At 73.6% G+C, this 15280-nt stretch carries 16 protein-coding genes; 13 read left to right on the top strand and 3 right to left on the bottom strand.

Annotated elements, in window-relative coordinates; translation table 11 throughout:
* The first annotated feature begins 146 nt into the window (after nucleotides 1–146).
* Genes lepA through hemW form a run of 3 tightly spaced genes read left to right on the top strand, consistent with a single transcriptional unit; the run spans nucleotide 147 to nucleotide 3854 of the window.
* On the top strand, nucleotides 147–1997 hold the full coding sequence (lepA, locus tag FQ330_RS07350; protein ID WP_128188624.1) for a translation elongation factor 4: 1851 nt from the start codon (nucleotides 147–149) through the stop codon (nucleotides 1995–1997).
* A gap of 13 nt (nucleotides 1998–2010) precedes the next feature.
* On the top strand, nucleotides 2011–2646 hold the full coding sequence (locus FQ330_RS07345) for a DUF1990 family protein (RefSeq protein WP_128188625.1): 636 nt from the start codon (nucleotides 2011–2013) through the stop codon (nucleotides 2644–2646).
* A 2-nt stretch (nucleotides 2647–2648) separates the two neighbouring features.
* Nucleotides 2649–3854 (top strand): radical SAM family heme chaperone HemW, encoded by a 1206-nt coding sequence (hemW, locus tag FQ330_RS07340; protein ID WP_146356370.1) that lies wholly within the window; start codon nucleotides 2649–2651, stop codon nucleotides 3852–3854.
* Between the two features lie 6 nt (nucleotides 3855–3860).
* Here the strand turns inward: hemW and FQ330_RS07335 are convergent, their stop codons facing one another.
* Nucleotides 3861–4775 (bottom strand): DUF4870 domain-containing protein, encoded by a 915-nt coding sequence (locus FQ330_RS07335; RefSeq protein ID WP_146356368.1) that lies wholly within the window; start codon nucleotides 4773–4775, stop codon nucleotides 3861–3863.
* A 217-nt stretch (nucleotides 4776–4992) separates the two neighbouring features.
* Between FQ330_RS07335 and hrcA the strand changes: the two genes are divergently transcribed.
* From hrcA to era, 8 genes are read left to right on the top strand one after another with little or no spacing between them, the layout of a single operon-like run.
* On the top strand, nucleotides 4993–6006 hold the full coding sequence (hrcA, locus tag FQ330_RS07330) for a heat-inducible transcriptional repressor HrcA (protein WP_128188628.1): 1014 nt from the start codon (nucleotides 4993–4995) through the stop codon (nucleotides 6004–6006).
* Entirely contained in the window at nucleotides 6007–7092 is a 1086-nt protein-coding gene (locus tag FQ330_RS07325) for a DnaJ C-terminal domain-containing protein (RefSeq protein ID WP_146356366.1), read from the top strand.
* Entirely contained in the window at nucleotides 7092–7817 is a 726-nt protein-coding gene (locus FQ330_RS07320; RefSeq protein ID WP_146356364.1) for a 16S rRNA (uracil(1498)-N(3))-methyltransferase, read from the top strand. The genes FQ330_RS07325 and FQ330_RS07320 overlap by 1 nt, the downstream gene beginning before the upstream one ends.
* Before the next feature lie 24 nt (nucleotides 7818–7841).
* The gene (locus FQ330_RS07315) at nucleotides 7842–8186 is read left to right on the top strand and encodes a histidine triad nucleotide-binding protein (protein WP_128188631.1); all 345 of its coding nucleotides are present in this window, start codon (nucleotides 7842–7844) and stop codon (nucleotides 8184–8186) included.
* Nucleotides 8187–8220: 34 nt separating this feature from the next.
* Nucleotides 8221–9192: a PhoH family protein gene (locus FQ330_RS07310; RefSeq protein WP_128188677.1), complete on the top strand. Its 972-nt coding sequence runs from the start codon at nucleotides 8221–8223 to the stop codon at nucleotides 9190–9192.
* Nucleotides 9192–9668 (top strand): rRNA maturation RNase YbeY, encoded by a 477-nt coding sequence (gene ybeY / locus FQ330_RS07305; RefSeq protein WP_146356362.1) that lies wholly within the window; start codon nucleotides 9192–9194, stop codon nucleotides 9666–9668. Before FQ330_RS07310 ends, ybeY begins: the two co-directional genes overlap by 1 nt.
* Nucleotides 9668–10945 (top strand): hemolysin family protein, encoded by a 1278-nt coding sequence (locus tag FQ330_RS07300; protein WP_146356360.1) that lies wholly within the window; start codon nucleotides 9668–9670, stop codon nucleotides 10943–10945. The genes ybeY and FQ330_RS07300 overlap by 1 nt, the downstream gene beginning before the upstream one ends.
* Complete coding sequence (gene era, locus FQ330_RS07295) at nucleotides 10942–11847, top strand: GTPase Era (protein ID WP_146356358.1); 906 nt, start codon at nucleotides 10942–10944, stop codon at nucleotides 11845–11847. The genes FQ330_RS07300 and era overlap by 4 nt, the downstream gene beginning before the upstream one ends.
* Here era and FQ330_RS07290 read toward each other — a convergent pair.
* Nucleotides 11789–12274, bottom strand: a complete 486-nt coding sequence (locus tag FQ330_RS07290; protein WP_146356357.1) for a DUF3592 domain-containing protein — start codon at nucleotides 12272–12274, stop codon at nucleotides 11789–11791. The genes era and FQ330_RS07290 overlap by 59 nt on opposite strands.
* A gap of 35 nt (nucleotides 12275–12309) precedes the next feature.
* A complete protein-coding gene (locus FQ330_RS07285; protein ID WP_146356355.1) occupies nucleotides 12310–13089 on the bottom strand; it encodes an FkbM family methyltransferase in 780 nt (259 codons plus the stop codon).
* Nucleotides 13090–13260: 171 nt separating this feature from the next.
* On the opposite strand from FQ330_RS07285, the gene FQ330_RS07280 reads away from it, so the two are divergent.
* Entirely contained in the window at nucleotides 13261–14481 is a 1221-nt protein-coding gene (locus FQ330_RS07280) for a sensor histidine kinase (protein WP_146356353.1), read from the top strand.
* The gene (locus FQ330_RS07275; RefSeq protein ID WP_146356350.1) at nucleotides 14478–15125 is read left to right on the top strand and encodes a response regulator; all 648 of its coding nucleotides are present in this window, start codon (nucleotides 14478–14480) and stop codon (nucleotides 15123–15125) included. The genes FQ330_RS07280 and FQ330_RS07275 overlap by 4 nt, the downstream gene beginning before the upstream one ends.
* Nucleotides 15126–15280 lie beyond the last annotated feature (155 nt).

Below are 15280 nucleotides of genomic sequence, written 5' to 3'. Positions count from 1 at the left end.
CGACGGGCGCGCAGGAGAAGGGGAAGCCAACGGATGACTCTACCAGCGGCCGCGGCCCGCTCGCAACGCGGCCGACCGCATCCGCTGTGGAAGAATGGGACCTTCCGCACCCAGCTCCACCGAGCCCATCCCGACGAGAAGGACCCGTGAGCCCCCGAGCCTCCAAGGCACTCGAGCCTGCCTCGACCGATCCGGCGAGGATCCGCAACTTCTGCATCATCGCCCACATCGACCACGGCAAGTCGACCCTCGCCGACCGGATGCTGCAGCTGACGGGCGTCGTCGACGACCGCTCGATGCGCGCCCAGTACCTCGACCGCATGGACATCGAGCGCGAGCGCGGCATCACGATCAAGTCGCAGGCTGTGCGCATGCCGTGGGAGCTCGACGGCGAGACCTTCGCGCTCAACATGATCGACACCCCGGGCCACGTCGACTTCACCTACGAGGTGTCGCGCTCGCTCGCCGCGTGCGAGGGCGCGATCCTGCTGGTCGACGCGGCGCAGGGCATCGAGGCGCAGACCCTCGCGAACCTGTACCTCGCGATGGACAACGACCTCGAGATCATCCCGGTGCTCAACAAGATCGACCTGCCGGCAGCCGATCCCGAGAAGTACGCGGCCGAGATCGCGCGGCTCATCGGCGGCGACCCCGACGACGTGCTGCGCGTGAGCGGCAAGACGGGGGAGGGGGTGGATGCGCTGCTCGACCGGGTGGTCCGCACCGTCCCCGCGCCGGTCGGCGACGTCGACGGGCCCGCGCGCGCGATGATCTTCGACTCCGTCTACGACGCCTACCGAGGCGTCGTCACCTACGTGCGCATGGTCGACGGCACGCTGCGGCCGCGCGAGCAGGTGGTGATGATGTCGACCGGCTCCAAGCACGAGGCGCTCGAGATCGGCGTCTCGAGCCCGGAGCCCATCCCGTCGAAGGGGCTGAGCGTCGGCGAGGTCGGCTACCTCATCACGGGCGTGAAGGACGTGCGCCAGTCGAAGGTCGGCGACACCGTCACGACCGTGAAGTCGCCCGCGACGACGCCGCTCAAGGGCTACGCCGACCCGAAGCCGATGGTGTTCTCGGGCCTCTACCCGATCGACGGCAGCGACTACCCGGTGCTGCGCGAGGCGCTCGACAAGCTGAAGCTCTCCGATGCCGCGCTCGTCTACGAGCCCGAGACCTCGGTGGCGCTCGGCTTCGGCTTCCGCTGCGGCTTCCTGGGGCTGCTGCACCTCGAGATCATCACCGAGCGCCTCGAGCGCGAGTTCAACCTCGACCTCATCGCGACCGCGCCGAGCGTGGTCTACCAGGTGCAGACCGAGGACCGGCAGACCCACATCGTCACGAACCCGAGCGAGTTCCCCGACGGCAAGATCCACTCGGTCATCGAGCCGATGGTGCGGGCGACGATCCTCGCGCCGAAGGACTACGTCGGCGCGATCATGGAGCTCTGCCAGACGCGCCGCGGCACGCTCGGCGGCATGGAGTACCTCTCGGAGGACCGCGTCGAGCTGCGCTACCGGCTGCCGCTCGGCGAGATCGTCTTCGACTTCTTCGACCAGCTGAAGTCGCGCACGCAGGGCTACGCCTCGCTCGACTACGAGCTCGACGGCGAGGAGGAGGGCGACCTCGTGAAGGTCGACATCCTGCTGCAGGGCGAGCAGGTCGACGCCTTCAGCGCGATCGTGCACCGCGACAAGGCGTACGCCTACGGCGTGCTCATGGCGGGCAAGCTGCGCGAGCTCATCCCGCGCCAGCAGTTCGAGGTGCCGATCCAGGCCGCGATCGGCGCGCGCATCATCGCCCGCGAGACGATCCGTGCGATCCGCAAGGACGTGCTCGCCAAGTGCTACGGCGGCGACATCACGCGCAAGCGCAAGCTGCTCGAGAAGCAGAAGGAGGGCAAGAAGCGCATGAAGATGGTCGGTCGCGTCGAGGTCCCCCAGGAGGCGTTCATCGCCGCGCTCTCGACCGGCGAGACGAAGAAGGACGCGAAGTGAAGGACGGATCGCAGTGAAGCCCATCCACGAGCGCGCCACCAACTACGGCGCCGTCGGCGCGACCGCCCACTTCGACTTCTCGCGCTTCCCCCCGAAGGGCTTCGAGGTCATCCAGCGCCGCGCGCGCATCGGCCACGGCCGGCCGCGCTACGACGCGGCCGTCGCGGCGCTGCGCACCTGGAAGGTGCAGCGGCTGTCGGGCATCGAGGTCGACGTCGTCGGCTCGGAGGAGGGCACCGTCTACCGCCCCGTCGGCTTCGACGGCACGGAGGCGACCCGTGCGGCGAGCATCGAGCCGCAGCAGGACTTCGGCCCCGACGGCGAGCCGTTCCTGCAGCCGGGCGACTCGATCGACCAGCGCGTGCGCGTGCTCGGCATGCAGATCCACGCCCCGATGCGCGTCATCGCGATCGAGGACGAGGAGAGCAGCCACGGCGTGATCCTCGGCACCCTCGAGGGGCACCCGGAGGCGGGCGAGGAGCGCTTCACGATCGAGATCGTCGAGGACGAGACCGTCTTCCTGCACTTCCGCGCGCTCGTGCGCGACGCGAAGTGGTGGGTGCGGCTCGGCTCGCCGATCGCGCGCGCGATGCGCCGCCGCTACCACGACCGCTACATGGACGTGCTGCGGTCGATCGACGTCCGCTGACGATGGGCAGGCTGCCGGAGGGCGAGACCGCGCCGGCCGACGGCGCGCTGCCGCAGGGCACCGCGGTCGACGCGCCGTTCGGCGTCTACGTGCACGTGCCGTTCTGCTCGGTGCGCTGCGGCTACTGCGACTTCAACACCTACACCGCCGACGAGCTGCGGGGCGCGACGCGCGCGGGCTACCCGGCCGACGTCGCCGCCGAGCTCGCGCTCGCCGGCCGCGTGCTCGGGGCGCTCGGCCCGGTGCGGCCCGCGCAGACGGTGTTCTTCGGCGGCGGCACGCCCACGCTGCTGCCGGCCGACGACCTCGTGGGCATGCTCGCCGGGGTCGCGGATGCGTTCGGCCTGGCCGAGGGCGCGGAGGTCACGGTCGAGGCGAACCCCGACTCGATCGACGCGGGCGGGCTCGCGCGGCTGCGCGACGGCGGCGTCACGCGGGTGTCGTTCGGCATGCAGTCGGCGGTGCCGCACGTGCTCGCGGCCCTCGACCGCACGCACGACCCGGCGCGCGTGCCGCAGGTCGTCGCGTGGGCCAGCGACGCTGGGCTCGAGGTCAGCCTCGACCTCATCTACGGCGCGCCCGGGGAGTCGCAGGACGACTGGCAGCGCTCGCTCGACGCGGCGGTCGCGATGGGCCCGGACCACGTCTCGGCGTACGCGCTCATCGTCGAGGAGGGCACGGCGCTCGCCCGCCGCATCCGGCGCGGCGAGCTCGTCGCGCCCGACGACGACGCGCAGGCGGCGATGTACGAGGCGGCGGATGCGACGCTCGGCGCAGCGGGATACACCTGGTACGAGGTCTCCAACTGGGCCCGCGGCGACCGCGTCGCCCGGCACAACCTCGCCTACTGGCGCGGGCACGACTGGTGGGGCTTCGGCCCCGGAGCGCACAGCCATGTCGGCGGCGTGCGGTGGTGGAACGTCAAGCACCCGGCGGCGTACCGCGACCGGCTGCTGGCCGGCGCATCGCCGGCGCTCGCGCGCGAGGTGCTCGACGACGAGACGCGGCGCGTCGAGCGGGTGCTGCTCGAGTCGCGCATCGCCGAGGGGCTCCCGATCGCGCTGCTCGACGACGAGGGCAGGCGCGCGGTCGCGGGGCTCGTCGCCGAGGAGCTCGTGGACGGCAGAGCCGCCCTCGCCGGCCGGGTGGTCCCGACGCTGCGAGGGCGGCTCCTGGCCGACGCCGTGGTGCGCCGGCTGCTGCCCTGAGCGGGCCTACTTCACCATCCGCCAGTTGAACGGGTAGCGGTACGAGCCGCCGCCGTTGACGCGCATCGCGCCGATGATCGAGAAGATCACCTGCAGCAGCGCCGGCACCCAGTAGATGCTGAGCAGCAGGAAGCCGATGCCGATGATGCTCGTGAGCGTGCCGATGACGATGAGGCCCACGGCGAGGATCGTCATGAAGATGCCGAAGTTCAGCGCCTCCTTCGACTCCTGCTTCGCGAAGGCGCTGCGGTCCTTGTAGATCATGTAGACGATGAGCGGGCCGATCCAGCCGCCGAAGCCGCCGGTGACGATGGTCGAGAGCCCCGACAGGTGCCCCCACATCCCGGCGTTCTTCTCGTCGACGGGCGACATCGGCGCGGAGGTCGCGTACTGCGGCTGGCCGGGCGCGCCGTACTGCGGCTGCCCCTGCTGGGGCGGGCCGTACCCGGGCTGCGGCTGCCCGTAGCCAGGCTGCCCGTAGCCCGCGCCCTGCTGGCCGGGAGCGCCGTAGACCGGCGCGCTGCCGGGCTGGGCGAACGGCTGCTGCGGGCCGCCCTGCTGGCTGTAGCCGCCCGGCTGCTGCGGGGCCGACGCGCCCTGGCCGGGCTGCGCCCACGCGGGCGGAGCCTGCGGCGCGGACGGCTGGCCGAGGTGGCTGCCCTCCGGCTGGTGCTGGCCGTGCTGCCAGTCCTGGCCGACCGCGGGCTCGTCGTCGGGCGTCCCGCTGAAGGCGGGCTGGCCGGGGGCCTGGTCGGCCGCCGGCGCGGTGAAGGACTGGGCGGGCTGGCCGACGCCGGGCGTGCCGGGCGCGGCGGGCGCGCTGGGGGCCGCGTGCTGCTCGTCCGTCACGGAGAAGCCCTCGGCGGGCTGGTCCGCGGGATCGTGCTGCCCCTCGCGGCGCGGAGCGTTGGGATCGGACATGACGTGCCTCTCGTGTCAGTTCGGACGGCACGCTGGGGCGTCCCGCTGTGCACATTGTGCGCCCGGGTGGCTGGGGATGGCATCCGAACCGCCGCGACCGGCCCCTCGGCGCGAGGCGGTAGGATTGGCAGTCAGCAGACGGGAGTGCCAGCGCGCGGGCGAGCGCCGCCGCGGCAGGGACGACGGGCGGTCGCCCGGACGACGAGGGGAGCGCGGCATGGTCTCGGATCGCGGCCTCGAGGTGCTGCGCGCGATCGTGCAGGACTACGTGGCGCTGCGGGAGCCCGTGGGCTCGAAGTCGATCGTCGAGCGGCACACCTTCGGCGTCTCGGCGGCCACGATCCGCAACGACATGGCGCTCCTCGAGGAGGAGGAGCTGATCGTCGCCCCGCACACCTCCTCCGGCCGGGTGCCGACCGACAAGGGCTACCGCGTCTTCGTCGACCGGCTGCAGCGCATGCAGCCGCTCACGGCGGCGCAGCGCGCCGCGATCCACCGCTTCCTCGACGAGTCGGTCGACCGCGACGACGTGCTCGCGCGCACCGCGCGCCTCCTCTCGCAGCTGACGAACCAGGTCGCGCTCGTGCAGGTGCCGCTCCGCCGGCCCGCGGCCGTGCGCCGGGTCGAGCTCGTGGCGATCGCCGAGACGCGGCTGCTCGCCGTGCTCATCCTCGACTCCGGTCGCGTCGAGCAGCGCCTGCTCGACGCGCAGCAGGCGATCGAGCCCGAGCAGGCCACGGCGCTCGGGCGGGCGTTCACCGAGACGCTCGCCGAGCTGCCGCCCAAGGAGGCCGCGTCCCGCCTCGCCGGCGCTGCCGCATCCGCCCCCGCATCCATCGCCCGCGCGACCGCCGCGGTCGCGCAGACGCTGACCGAGATGCTGCAGGCGGCGGGCGGCGACCGCATCGTGATCGCGGGCGCCTCGAACCTCGTGCGCGAGGAGCGCGACTTCCAGGGCACCGTGACCCCGGTGCTCGACGCGATCGAGGAGCAGGTGACGCTCCTGCGCCTGTTCCACGAGATGGGCGCCGAGGGCGAGGTCGCGACCCGCATCGGGCGCGAGCTCGCGGGACCGCTGGGGGAGGCGTCCGTCGTCGCCTCGACCTACAGCGCCGACGACAGCGAGGGGCACGTGGGCGTGCTGGGCCCGACCAGGATGGACTACGCAGGGAACATGGCCGCGGTGCGCGCAGTTGCGCGCTACCTGACGCGGCTGCTGAGCGAGGACTGAGTGACCGACCACTACGAGACCCTCGGCGTCGCACGCGACGCCGGCCAGGACGAGATCAAGAAGGCGTACCGGCGGCTCGCGCGCGAGCTGCACCCGGACGTCAACCCGAGCGCCGACGCGGCCGAGCGGTTCAAGGACGTCACGCACGCGTACGACGTGCTGGGCGACCCGCAGTCGCGCGCCGAGTACGACCGCGGCCCGAGCCTCGGCGGCGGTGCCTTCGGCTTCGGCGACATCTTCGAGCAGTTCTTCGGCGGCGGGCGCTCGGCCGGGCCGCGCTCGCGCCGGCAGCCGGGGCAGGACAGCCTGCTGCGCGTCGACCTCGAGCTCGCCGACGTCGTGTTCGGCGTGCACCGCGAGCTGCGCGTGCAGACCGCCGTGCTCTGCGAGACGTGCGACGGCGCGTGCACCGCACCGGGCACGAGCGAGGAGCGCTGCACGATGTGCGGCGGCTCCGGCCACGTGCAGCGCCAGGTGCGCTCGCTGCTCGGCAACGTCGTCACCACCCAGCCGTGCGCGGTCTGCCAGGGCTTCGGCAGCGTCATCCCGCAGCCGTGCCCCACGTGCGCCGGCCATGGCCGCATGCGCGCCGAGCGCACGATCCCGGTCGACATCCCCGCGGGCGTCGACACGGGCCTGCGCATCCAGCTCCCCGGGCAGGGCGAGGTCGGCGAGGCCGGCGGTCCCGCGGGCACGCTGTACCTCGAGGTCAACGTGCGCCACCACGACGTCTTCAGCCGCGCGGGCGACGACCTGCTCGGCACCCTCGAGGTGTCGATGCCGGATGCGGCGCTCGGGGCGCGCGCGACTGTGGAGGGCATCGACGGGCCGGTCGACGTCGAGGTGCGCGCCGGCACGCAGTCGGGCGACGTCATCACGATCGACGACCGCGGCGTGACGCGGCTGCGCGGCGCCGGCCGGGGCGACCTGAAGCTCGGCGTGCAGGTCGTGACGCCGTCGCGCATCGACCGCCGCACCGAGGAGCTGCTGCGCGAGCTGCGGGAGCGCACGAAGGCGCCCGCGCCGCACCTGGCTGCGTTCAAGCAGGGCCTGTTCGCGAAGATGCGCGACCGCCTGCGCCTCTGATGGCCCACTGCTACTGGCACGACGCGCTCGCCGGGAGCGCGGCGGGCGACGTCGTCACGCTCATCGGCGAGGAGGCCCACCACGCCGCGGTCGTCTCCCGGATGCGCCGCGGCGAGCGGGTGCTCGTGAGCGACGGCCGGGGTGTGCTCGCGGAGGGCGTCATCGAGCGCGCCGAGCCGCGCGCGGTCGACGTCGTGCTGCACCGGGTCGAGGAGGTCGCGGCGCCGCGCCCGCGCATCGGCCTCGCGCAGGCGCTCGCGAAGGGCGACCGCGCCGAGCTCGCGGTGCAGGCCTCGACCGAGCTCGGCGTCGACGCGATCGTGCCCTGGCAGGCGCGGCGCAGCGTCGTGCAGTGGCGGGGCGAGCGCGGCGACAAGGCGCTCGAGCGCTGGCGCCGGGTGGTGCGCGAGGCGGGGAAGCAGGCGATCCGTGCGCGGCTGCCGGAGGTGGCGGGCGTCGTCGACACGGAGGGCCTCGCCGCGCTCGCCGGCGACTGGCGGCTCGTCGTGCTCGATCCGGCCGCGCCCGGCTCGATCGCCGACGTGCCGGTCGACCGCGACGTGCTGCTCATCGTGGGCCCCGAGGGCGGCATCGATCCGGCCGAGCTCGAGCGGCTCGACGCGGCGGGCGCCGTGCGGGCGCGGATGGGCGACCACGTGCTCCGCACGTCGACGGCGGGCCTCGCGGGCATCGCGGCGCTGTCGATGCGACTCGGCCGCTGGTGAGCGGGCCGCGGGTAGGCTGGGCCCATGGCTGAGCAGACCGTGTTCGAGAAGATCGTCGCGCGCGAGATCCCGGCGGAGATCGTGCTCGAGAACGACCGCATCATCGCCTTCAGCGACATCCACCCGCAGGCGCCGATGCACGTGCTGGTGGTGCCGAAGACGGCGCGCTACCGCGACGTCGTCGAGCTCGCCGCCGGCGACCCGGAGCTGCTCGCCGAGATGGTGCAGATGGCGCAGGCCATCGCCCGGGAGCGCGCCGCGGGCGACTTCCGGCTCGTGTTCAACACCGGCGAGCTGGCGGGCCAGACGGTCTTCCACGCGCACGCGCACGTGCTCGCCGGCTCGCTCGGAGAGGGCTCGCTTGCCTGACGCTTCCCAGTCGATCGAGATCGACGGCATCGAGATGGTGCGGCTGCTCGGGCCGCAGGACCGGCTGCTCACGCGCCTCGAGCGCGAGCACCCCGACGTGCGGGTCGCGGTGCGCGGCAACCTCGTCACGCTCGAGGGGCCGGAGGACGACGTGCAGGTCGCGACGCGGCTCGTGCAGGAGCTCGTCGACCTCGTGCGCCAGGGCGCGAACCTCAGCCAGACCGAGGTCTCCGAGGGCTCGCGCATCCTCCGGCAGGACTCCACGCGCAGCCTCTCCGACGCGATCGGCGAGGTCATCCTCACCTCGCGCGGCAAGTCGATCCGCGCGAAGACCGAGGGGCAGCGCTCCTACGTCGAGGCGATCGACCACCACACCATCGTCTTCGGCATCGGCCCCGCCGGCACCGGCAAGACCTACCTCGCGATGGCGAAGGCGGTGCAGGCGCTCCACCGCAAGGAGGTCAGCCGCATCATCCTCACGCGCCCGGCGGTGGAGGCGGGCGAGCGGCTGGGCTTCCTGCCCGGCACGCTCACCGACAAGATCGACCCCTACCTGCGGCCGCTCTACGACGCGCTCAACGAGATGATGGACCCCGAGCTGGTGCCGAAGCTGCTCGCCACCGGGGTCGTCGAGGTCGCGCCGCTCGCCTACATGCGCGGGCGCACCCTCAACGACTCGTTCATCGTGCTCGACGAGGCGCAGAACACGAGCCCGGAGCAGATGAAGATGTTCCTCACGCGCCTGGGCTTCGGCTCGAAGATGGTCGTCACGGGCGACGCGACGCAGGTCGACCTGCCCGCCGGCACGTCGGGGCTCCAGGTCGCGCAGCAGGTGCTCGGCCGCATCGACGACATCCACTTCGCCATGCTCACGAGCGCCGACGTCGTGCGGCACACGCTCGTCGGCGAGATCGTCGACGCGTACACCGAGCACGACCAGCGGGCGATGGCGCGCCAGGCGCGGCAGTCGCAGCAGTCCCACCACGCCCGCCGCGGGAGGCACTGATGGCGATCGACCTGCTCAACGAGACCGAGGCGACCGTCGACGAGGCGCAGCTCGTGCGGCTCGTCGCCTTCGACCTCGAGAAGCTCTTCGTGCACCCCGACGCCGACGTGTCGCTCGTGCTCGTCGACGTGGCCGCGATGGAGCAGCTGCACGTGCAGTGGATGGACGAGCCCGGCCCCACCGACGTCCTGTCGTTCCCGATGGACGAGCTGCGGCCCGGCTCGCACGACCGCCCGACGCCCGCCGGGCTGCTCGGCGACATCGTGCTGTGCCCCGAGGTCGCGCAGGCGCAGGCGGCCGAGGCCGGCCACAGCCTCATGGCCGAGCTCCGCCTGCTCACCACGCACGGCCTGCTGCACCTGCTCGGCTTCGACCACGCAGAGCCCGCCGACCGCGACGAGATGTTCACGCTGCAGGACCGGCTCCTCGCCGGCTTCGAGGAGCACGACCGGGCCACGCCGGGGCGCATGCCCTGATGTTCGAGACCGTCCTGTTCGTCGTCGCGGCGCTGCTCATCGCGTTCGGCGCCTGGCTCGCCGCGTGCGACGCGGCGCTCGGCGTCGTCTCGCGCGCCGAGCTGCAGATGTCGGCGATGACCGCCCGCCGCTCCCGGGCGATGCTCGCGATCGCCGACGACCTGCGGGGCCACCTGATGACCCTGCAGTTCGGCCGCATCATGTGCGAGACGATCGCGGCGGTGCTCATCACCCTCGCCGTCGACTCGCTCGTGACCGAGTGGTGGATCACGTTGGCTCTCGCCGCGGGCGTCATGATCGTCGTCTCGTTCGTGCTCGTCGGCACGAGCCCGCGCGCCGTCGGCCGCACGCACGCGATCGCGCTGCTGCGCGCATCCGCCGGCTTCCTGCGCTTCTGGCGCGTGCTCATGGGGCCGGTCGCGATCCTGGTGGCGACGGTCGGCGACAAGGTCACGCCCGGCCGCCAGCGCGAGACGGCGTTCACGACCGAGGCGCAGCTGCTGTCGATGGTCGACGCGGCCGCCGAGTCCGACGTGCTCGAGGACGACGACCGCGAGCTCATCCACTCCATCTTCGAGTTCAACGAGACGCTCGTGCGCGAGGTGATGGTGCCGCGGCCCGACATGATCGTGGTCGACCGCGACACGACGGCGACGGATGCGCTGCGGCAGTTCCTCGACAACGGCCTGTCGCGCATGCCGGTGGTGGGGGAGTCGACCGACGAGGTCGACGGCATCCTGTACCTCCGCGACGTGGTGCGCAGCCGCACCTGGCGGCCCGACGCCACCGAGACCGCGGGCGAGCTCGCGCGGCCGGCGCTGCTCGTGCCCGAGTCGAAGAAGGCCGACGACACGCTCGCGCTCATGCAGGCCGAGCGCGTGCACGTCGCGATGGTCGTCGACGAGTACGGCGGCATCGCCGGCCTCGTCACGCTCGAGGACCTCGTGGAGGAGCTCGTCGGCGAGATCCACGACGAGCACGACCGCGGGCGCAGCGAGGTCGTGGAGGCGGGCGACGACGTGTGGCGCGTCTCGGCCAGGCTCCAGATCGACGAGCTCGGCGACCTGTTCGACCTCACGCTGGACGACGAGGACGTCGACACCGTCGGCGGGCTCGTGCAGAAGGAGCTGGGGCGCATCACCGAGGTCGGCGACGTCGTCCACGTGCACGGCCTGCGGATCGAGGTGCGCTCGCTCGACGGGCGCGGCCGGAACGCGGGCGAGATGGAGGTGTCGCGCCAGGTCGCGGCCGCCGCGGAGCCCGAGGGGGCAGCATGACCGAGCAGCAGCAGGGCCCGCATCGCAGCGGGTTCGTCACCTTCGTCGGCCGGCCGAATGCCGGCAAGTCGACGCTCATGAACGCGCTGGTGGGCGAGAAGATCGCGATCACCTCGTCGAAGCCGCAGACGACGCGGCACGCGATCCGCGGGGTCGTGCACCGCGACGACGCGCAGCTCGTCATCGTCGACACCCCGGGCATGCACAAGCCCCGCACGCTGCTCGGCAAGCGCCTCAACGCGGTCGTGCAGACGACGCTCGGCGACGTCGACGTCATCTGCCTCTGCGTCCCGGCCGACGAGCCGCTCGGCCCGGGCGACCGCTACATCGACCAGCAGCTCGAGGGCTTCCCGCGTGCGCGCAAGGTCGCGGTCGTGACGAAGACCGACGCCGCCTCGCGCGAGCGCGTCGCCGCCCAGCTCCTCGCGGTGACCGAGCTGCGCGAGTGGGATGCCGTCGTGCCGCTCTCGTCGGTCGCGGGCACCCAGCTCGACGTGCTCGTCGACGCGCTCGTGGGCCTGTTGCCGGAGGGCCCGCCGCTCTACGAGGCCGAGACGACGACCGAGGAGCCGCTCGACGTGCGCATCGCCGAGCTCGTGCGCGAGGCCGCGCTCGAGGGCGTGCGCGACGAGCTGCCGCACTCGATCATGGTGACCATCGACGACATCGTGCGCCGCGAGGACCGCGACCTCACCGACGTCTACGCCAACCTGTGGGTCGAGCGCGACAGCCAGAAGGGCATCATCATCGGCCACAAGGGCTCGCGGCTGCGCCAGGTCGGCGCGGATGCGCGGGCCGAGATCGAGCGCATCGTCGGCACGCAGGTGCACCTCGACCTGCGCGTCAAGGTCGCGAAGGAGTGGCAGGGCGACCCGAAGCAGCTCGGCCGCTTCGGCTTCTGACCCGGGCGCGCCACGTCACGAGCGCGATCGCGGCGATGAGCACCGCGATCGCCGACAGCACGATGCCCATGCCGGCGACCGGCGTCCAGCCGCTCTCGAAGCCCAGCACGACGGCGCGGTCAGGGTCGGCCGGGTCGACCGCGACCTCCACCGCGTCGCCCGCGCGCGCGACCTGCTCGTGGTCGGACTTCGCGACGACCGTGCGCTCGACCCCGTCGTGCCCGCGGTAGGCCACCACCACGTCGCGCTGCGACGCGCGCTGCGAGTCGGACGCCTCCACGACGGTGCCCGCGACCCGGTCGCCGGACGCGGCGAGCGCCTCGTCCGCCGCCACGCCGAGCTGGCCGACGACGAGCAGCGCGGGTCCCAGCAGCGCGAGCGCGGTCAGCAGTCGTCGGGGGCGGGGTCGTCGAGCGGGCTGCGGCACCGGGCGAGCCTACCTGCGGCCGAGCGGCAGAGCGCTCAGGCCGCGGCGCGGAAGAGGTAGTTGCGCGTGCCGAGCACGACGCGCTCCGCGGGCTGCCAGCCGTCATCGCGCCACGTGGCCATCGCGTAGCCGCGCTCGCGCAGCAGCGCCGCGACCTCGTCGGCGGTGCGGCCGTAGCGCGCGAGGTGGCGGTCCTCGATCTCGAGCAGCAGCGACGGCATGTCGCGCTCGAGCACCGCGGCGGCGCCGTGCAGCACCTCGGGCTCGAAGCCCTCGACGTCGGCCTTGATGAAGTGCACGCGCTCGATCGACCGCGCGGCGCACACGTCGTCGATGGTGGTGACGGGCACGTGGATGCGCCGGGTGGCGCCCGGGCGCGCCGGCACGGTCGTGGCGAGGCCGTCGGCGAGGTGCGCGTGGCCGCTGATCGTCAGGCCGAAGCGCACCGGCAGCACGAGCGGCAGGTGGCCGGCGGTGCGGCCCATGCCGGAGTCGGAGAGCCGGATGTGGCCGGCGCCGGTCGCGCGGCGCGCGGCCGACAGCAGCGCCCGCGGGCGGGGCTGGGGCTCGAAGCTGTGCACGGCGCCGTCCGGGCCGACGAGGTCGGCGAGCGGGATCGAGTACATGCCGTAGGCGGCGCCCACGTCGAAGCAGACGTCGCCGCGGCGCACGAGGTGGTGCAGGCCGCGGATCTCGGGCTCGACGAGCCGCAGCCGGGCGGCGGCGCGCATCCCGGCGGCGGCCACCGCGAGCCGGCTGTGCGCGCGGGTGCGCTCCGGCCGGTCGGGGGCCGTCTCGATCGCGGTGTCTTCCACGTGCCCTCGATCCTGGTCGGGAGCTGCACCGGTGCAGCGAGGCAGAGCCTATCCGGCGCGGCCGCACGCGCGCGCCAGGCGCGACCGGCCCGCGCGGGCGGCCTCCGCCGAGCGGATGATTCCCGGCGGGCGGGCCCGGCCCGCGCCCGACGCCGCCCTACGCTGGCGTGCGTGACCACCGCATCCGCCGTCGACCCCCGGCGCCCCGCCGGCGGCGGGCGCCTCGACCGGCGCACGCTCCGCGCGGATGCCATCCTCGCCGCGGTCACGCTCGCCCTCCTCGGGCTGCCGATGGTGCTGATGGCGGCGCTGCCGATCGACACCCCGTGGCTGCTCGCGGCGGTCGTCGCTGTCGCCATGGTCGGCGCGATCCTCGTGCGCCGCGCCCGCCCGGTGCTCGCGCTCGCCGCGCTCACCGCGCTCGGGGCCGTGCACGTGCTGCTCGCCGCGCCGCTCTTCCCGGTCTGGTTCGCGGTGCTCGTCGTGCTCTACTCGGCGGGCCGCTTCTCGCGCTGGCCCGGCCGGCTCGCAGCCTTCGCTCTCGCGCTCGCCGCGTCGCTGCTCGCGTCGTGGTGGGTGACCACCACGGGCGGGTTCGCGTCCCCCGGCGCGGCCGCGAGCGAGGTCGTGCGCCTCACGGCGATCCTCTGGATCCCGCCGATGCTGCTGTTCTCGATGGCGATCCTCGTCGGCTGGGGCGTCGCGGCGGCCGCCCGCACCGAGGCGGCGACGGTCGTCGCGCAGGTGTCGCAGCGGCGCGCCGACCAGGAGGAGGAGCGGGCGGCGCTCGCGCGCGACATGCACGACGTCGTCGCCCACTCGCTCGCCGTCGTCATCGCACAGGCGAACGGCGCGCGCTACGCGGCCGATCCGGCCGTGAAGGACGCCTCGCTCGAGACGATCGCCGGCACGGCGAAGCACGCGCTCGGCGACGTGCGGCTGCTGCTCGAGCAGCTGCGCCACAGCGAGGCGCCCGACCCGATCGCGTCGCTCGACGGCGTCGACGTGCTGGTCGAGCGGATGCGCGCGGCCGGCCTCGACGTGCGGCTGGAGCGGGCGGGCGGCCCGGTCGCGCTGCCGCGCACGGCCGACATCGCCGCCTACCGGATCCTGCAGGAGGCGCTGACGAACGCGCTGCGGCACGGCGACCGCGCCCAGCCGGTGCACGTGCGCCTGCTCGGCGGCGCCGGCGCGGTGATCGACGTGCACAATCGGATGCTCGCGATGCCCGGCCGCGCGGGCCACGGCGTTCGCGGGATGCACGAGCGCGCGCGGCTCGCCGGCGGAGAGCTGTGGTCGGGCATCGACGACGGGTGGTTCCGCGTGCGGGCGGCGTTCCCGGCGGGCATGCAGCACCCGTTGGCTGCCCCGGCGCAGGGAGGCCGCGCATGATCCGGGTGCTCATCGTCGACGACCAGGCGCTGTTCCGCAGCGGCATCCGCATGCTCGTCGAGTCGCAGCCCGACCTCGTGTGCGTCGGCGAGGCGGCCGACGGCGCGCAGGCCGTGCGCCTGGCCGACGAACAGCAGCCCGACGTGATCCTCATGGACGTGCGCATGCCCGTGCTCGACGGCATCTCGGCGACCGACCGGATCGTGCGGGCGCGGCCCGGCGCGCGGGTGGTGGTGCTGACGACGTTCGACCTCGACGAGGCCGCGGCGCGCGCGATCCGCGCCGGCGCATCCGGCTTCATCCTCAAGGACGCGGAGCCCGAGCTCGTGCTCGCGGCGATCCGCACGGTGCACGCGGGCAACGAGGTCGTCGCCGCGAGCGCGACCCGCGAGCTGTTCAAAGCGTTCGGCCGGCAGCGCCAGGCGGCGCCGGCCGCGTTCGCCGGGCTCACCGAGCGCGAGCGGCAGATCTTCTCGCTCGCGGCGAAGGGGCTGTCGAACACCGAGATCGCGCGCACCGAGTTCGTCTCCGAGGCGACGGTCAAGACGCACATCTCGCGCATCCTCGCGAAGCTGGGGCTGCGCGACCGCGTGCAGCTCGTCGTCTTCGCGTACGAGCACGGGCTCGCGGGCGAGGCGGCGTAGTCCCCGTCCCCGCGCCCGAGCGGCCGCGGCATCCTGCCCCGCGGATGGCGAGGGGTGTAGCCTGGACCCATGCAGAGCGTGCTGCTCCTTCCTCGCCGCGACGAGGCCTGAACCCCGGGCTTCCTCGTCGCGGAGGTCGTCCTGCCCGGACTTCA

The sequence above is a fragment of the Agrococcus sediminis genome, assembly GCF_007923295.1.
In the GTDB taxonomy this organism is placed as follows: Bacteria; Actinomycetota; Actinomycetes; order Actinomycetales; family Microbacteriaceae; genus Agrococcus; species Agrococcus sediminis.
This window is presented reverse-complemented; position numbering and strand designations above follow the sequence as displayed.

Coding starts and splice junctions, on each gene's coding strand:
- hemW (WP_146356370.1), top strand. CDS start 2,649: ATGGGCAGGCTGCCGGAGGGCGAGACCGCGCCGGCCGACGGCGCGCTG.
- FQ330_RS07335 (WP_146356368.1), bottom strand. CDS start 4,775: ATGTCCGATCCCAACGCTCCGCGCCGCGAGGGGCAGCACGATCCCGCG.
- hrcA (WP_128188628.1), top strand. CDS start 4,993: ATGGTCTCGGATCGCGGCCTCGAGGTGCTGCGCGCGATCGTGCAGGAC.
- FQ330_RS07320 (WP_146356364.1), top strand. CDS start 7,092: ATGGCCCACTGCTACTGGCACGACGCGCTCGCCGGGAGCGCGGCGGGC.
- FQ330_RS07315 (WP_128188631.1), top strand. CDS start 7,842: ATGGCTGAGCAGACCGTGTTCGAGAAGATCGTCGCGCGCGAGATCCCG.
- FQ330_RS07310 (WP_128188677.1), top strand. CDS start 8,221: ATGGTGCGGCTGCTCGGGCCGCAGGACCGGCTGCTCACGCGCCTCGAG.
- ybeY (WP_146356362.1), top strand. CDS start 9,192: ATGGCGATCGACCTGCTCAACGAGACCGAGGCGACCGTCGACGAGGCG.
- FQ330_RS07300 (WP_146356360.1), top strand. CDS start 9,668: ATGTTCGAGACCGTCCTGTTCGTCGTCGCGGCGCTGCTCATCGCGTTC.
- era (WP_146356358.1), top strand. CDS start 10,942: ATGACCGAGCAGCAGCAGGGCCCGCATCGCAGCGGGTTCGTCACCTTC.
- FQ330_RS07275 (WP_146356350.1), top strand. CDS start 14,478: ATGATCCGGGTGCTCATCGTCGACGACCAGGCGCTGTTCCGCAGCGGC.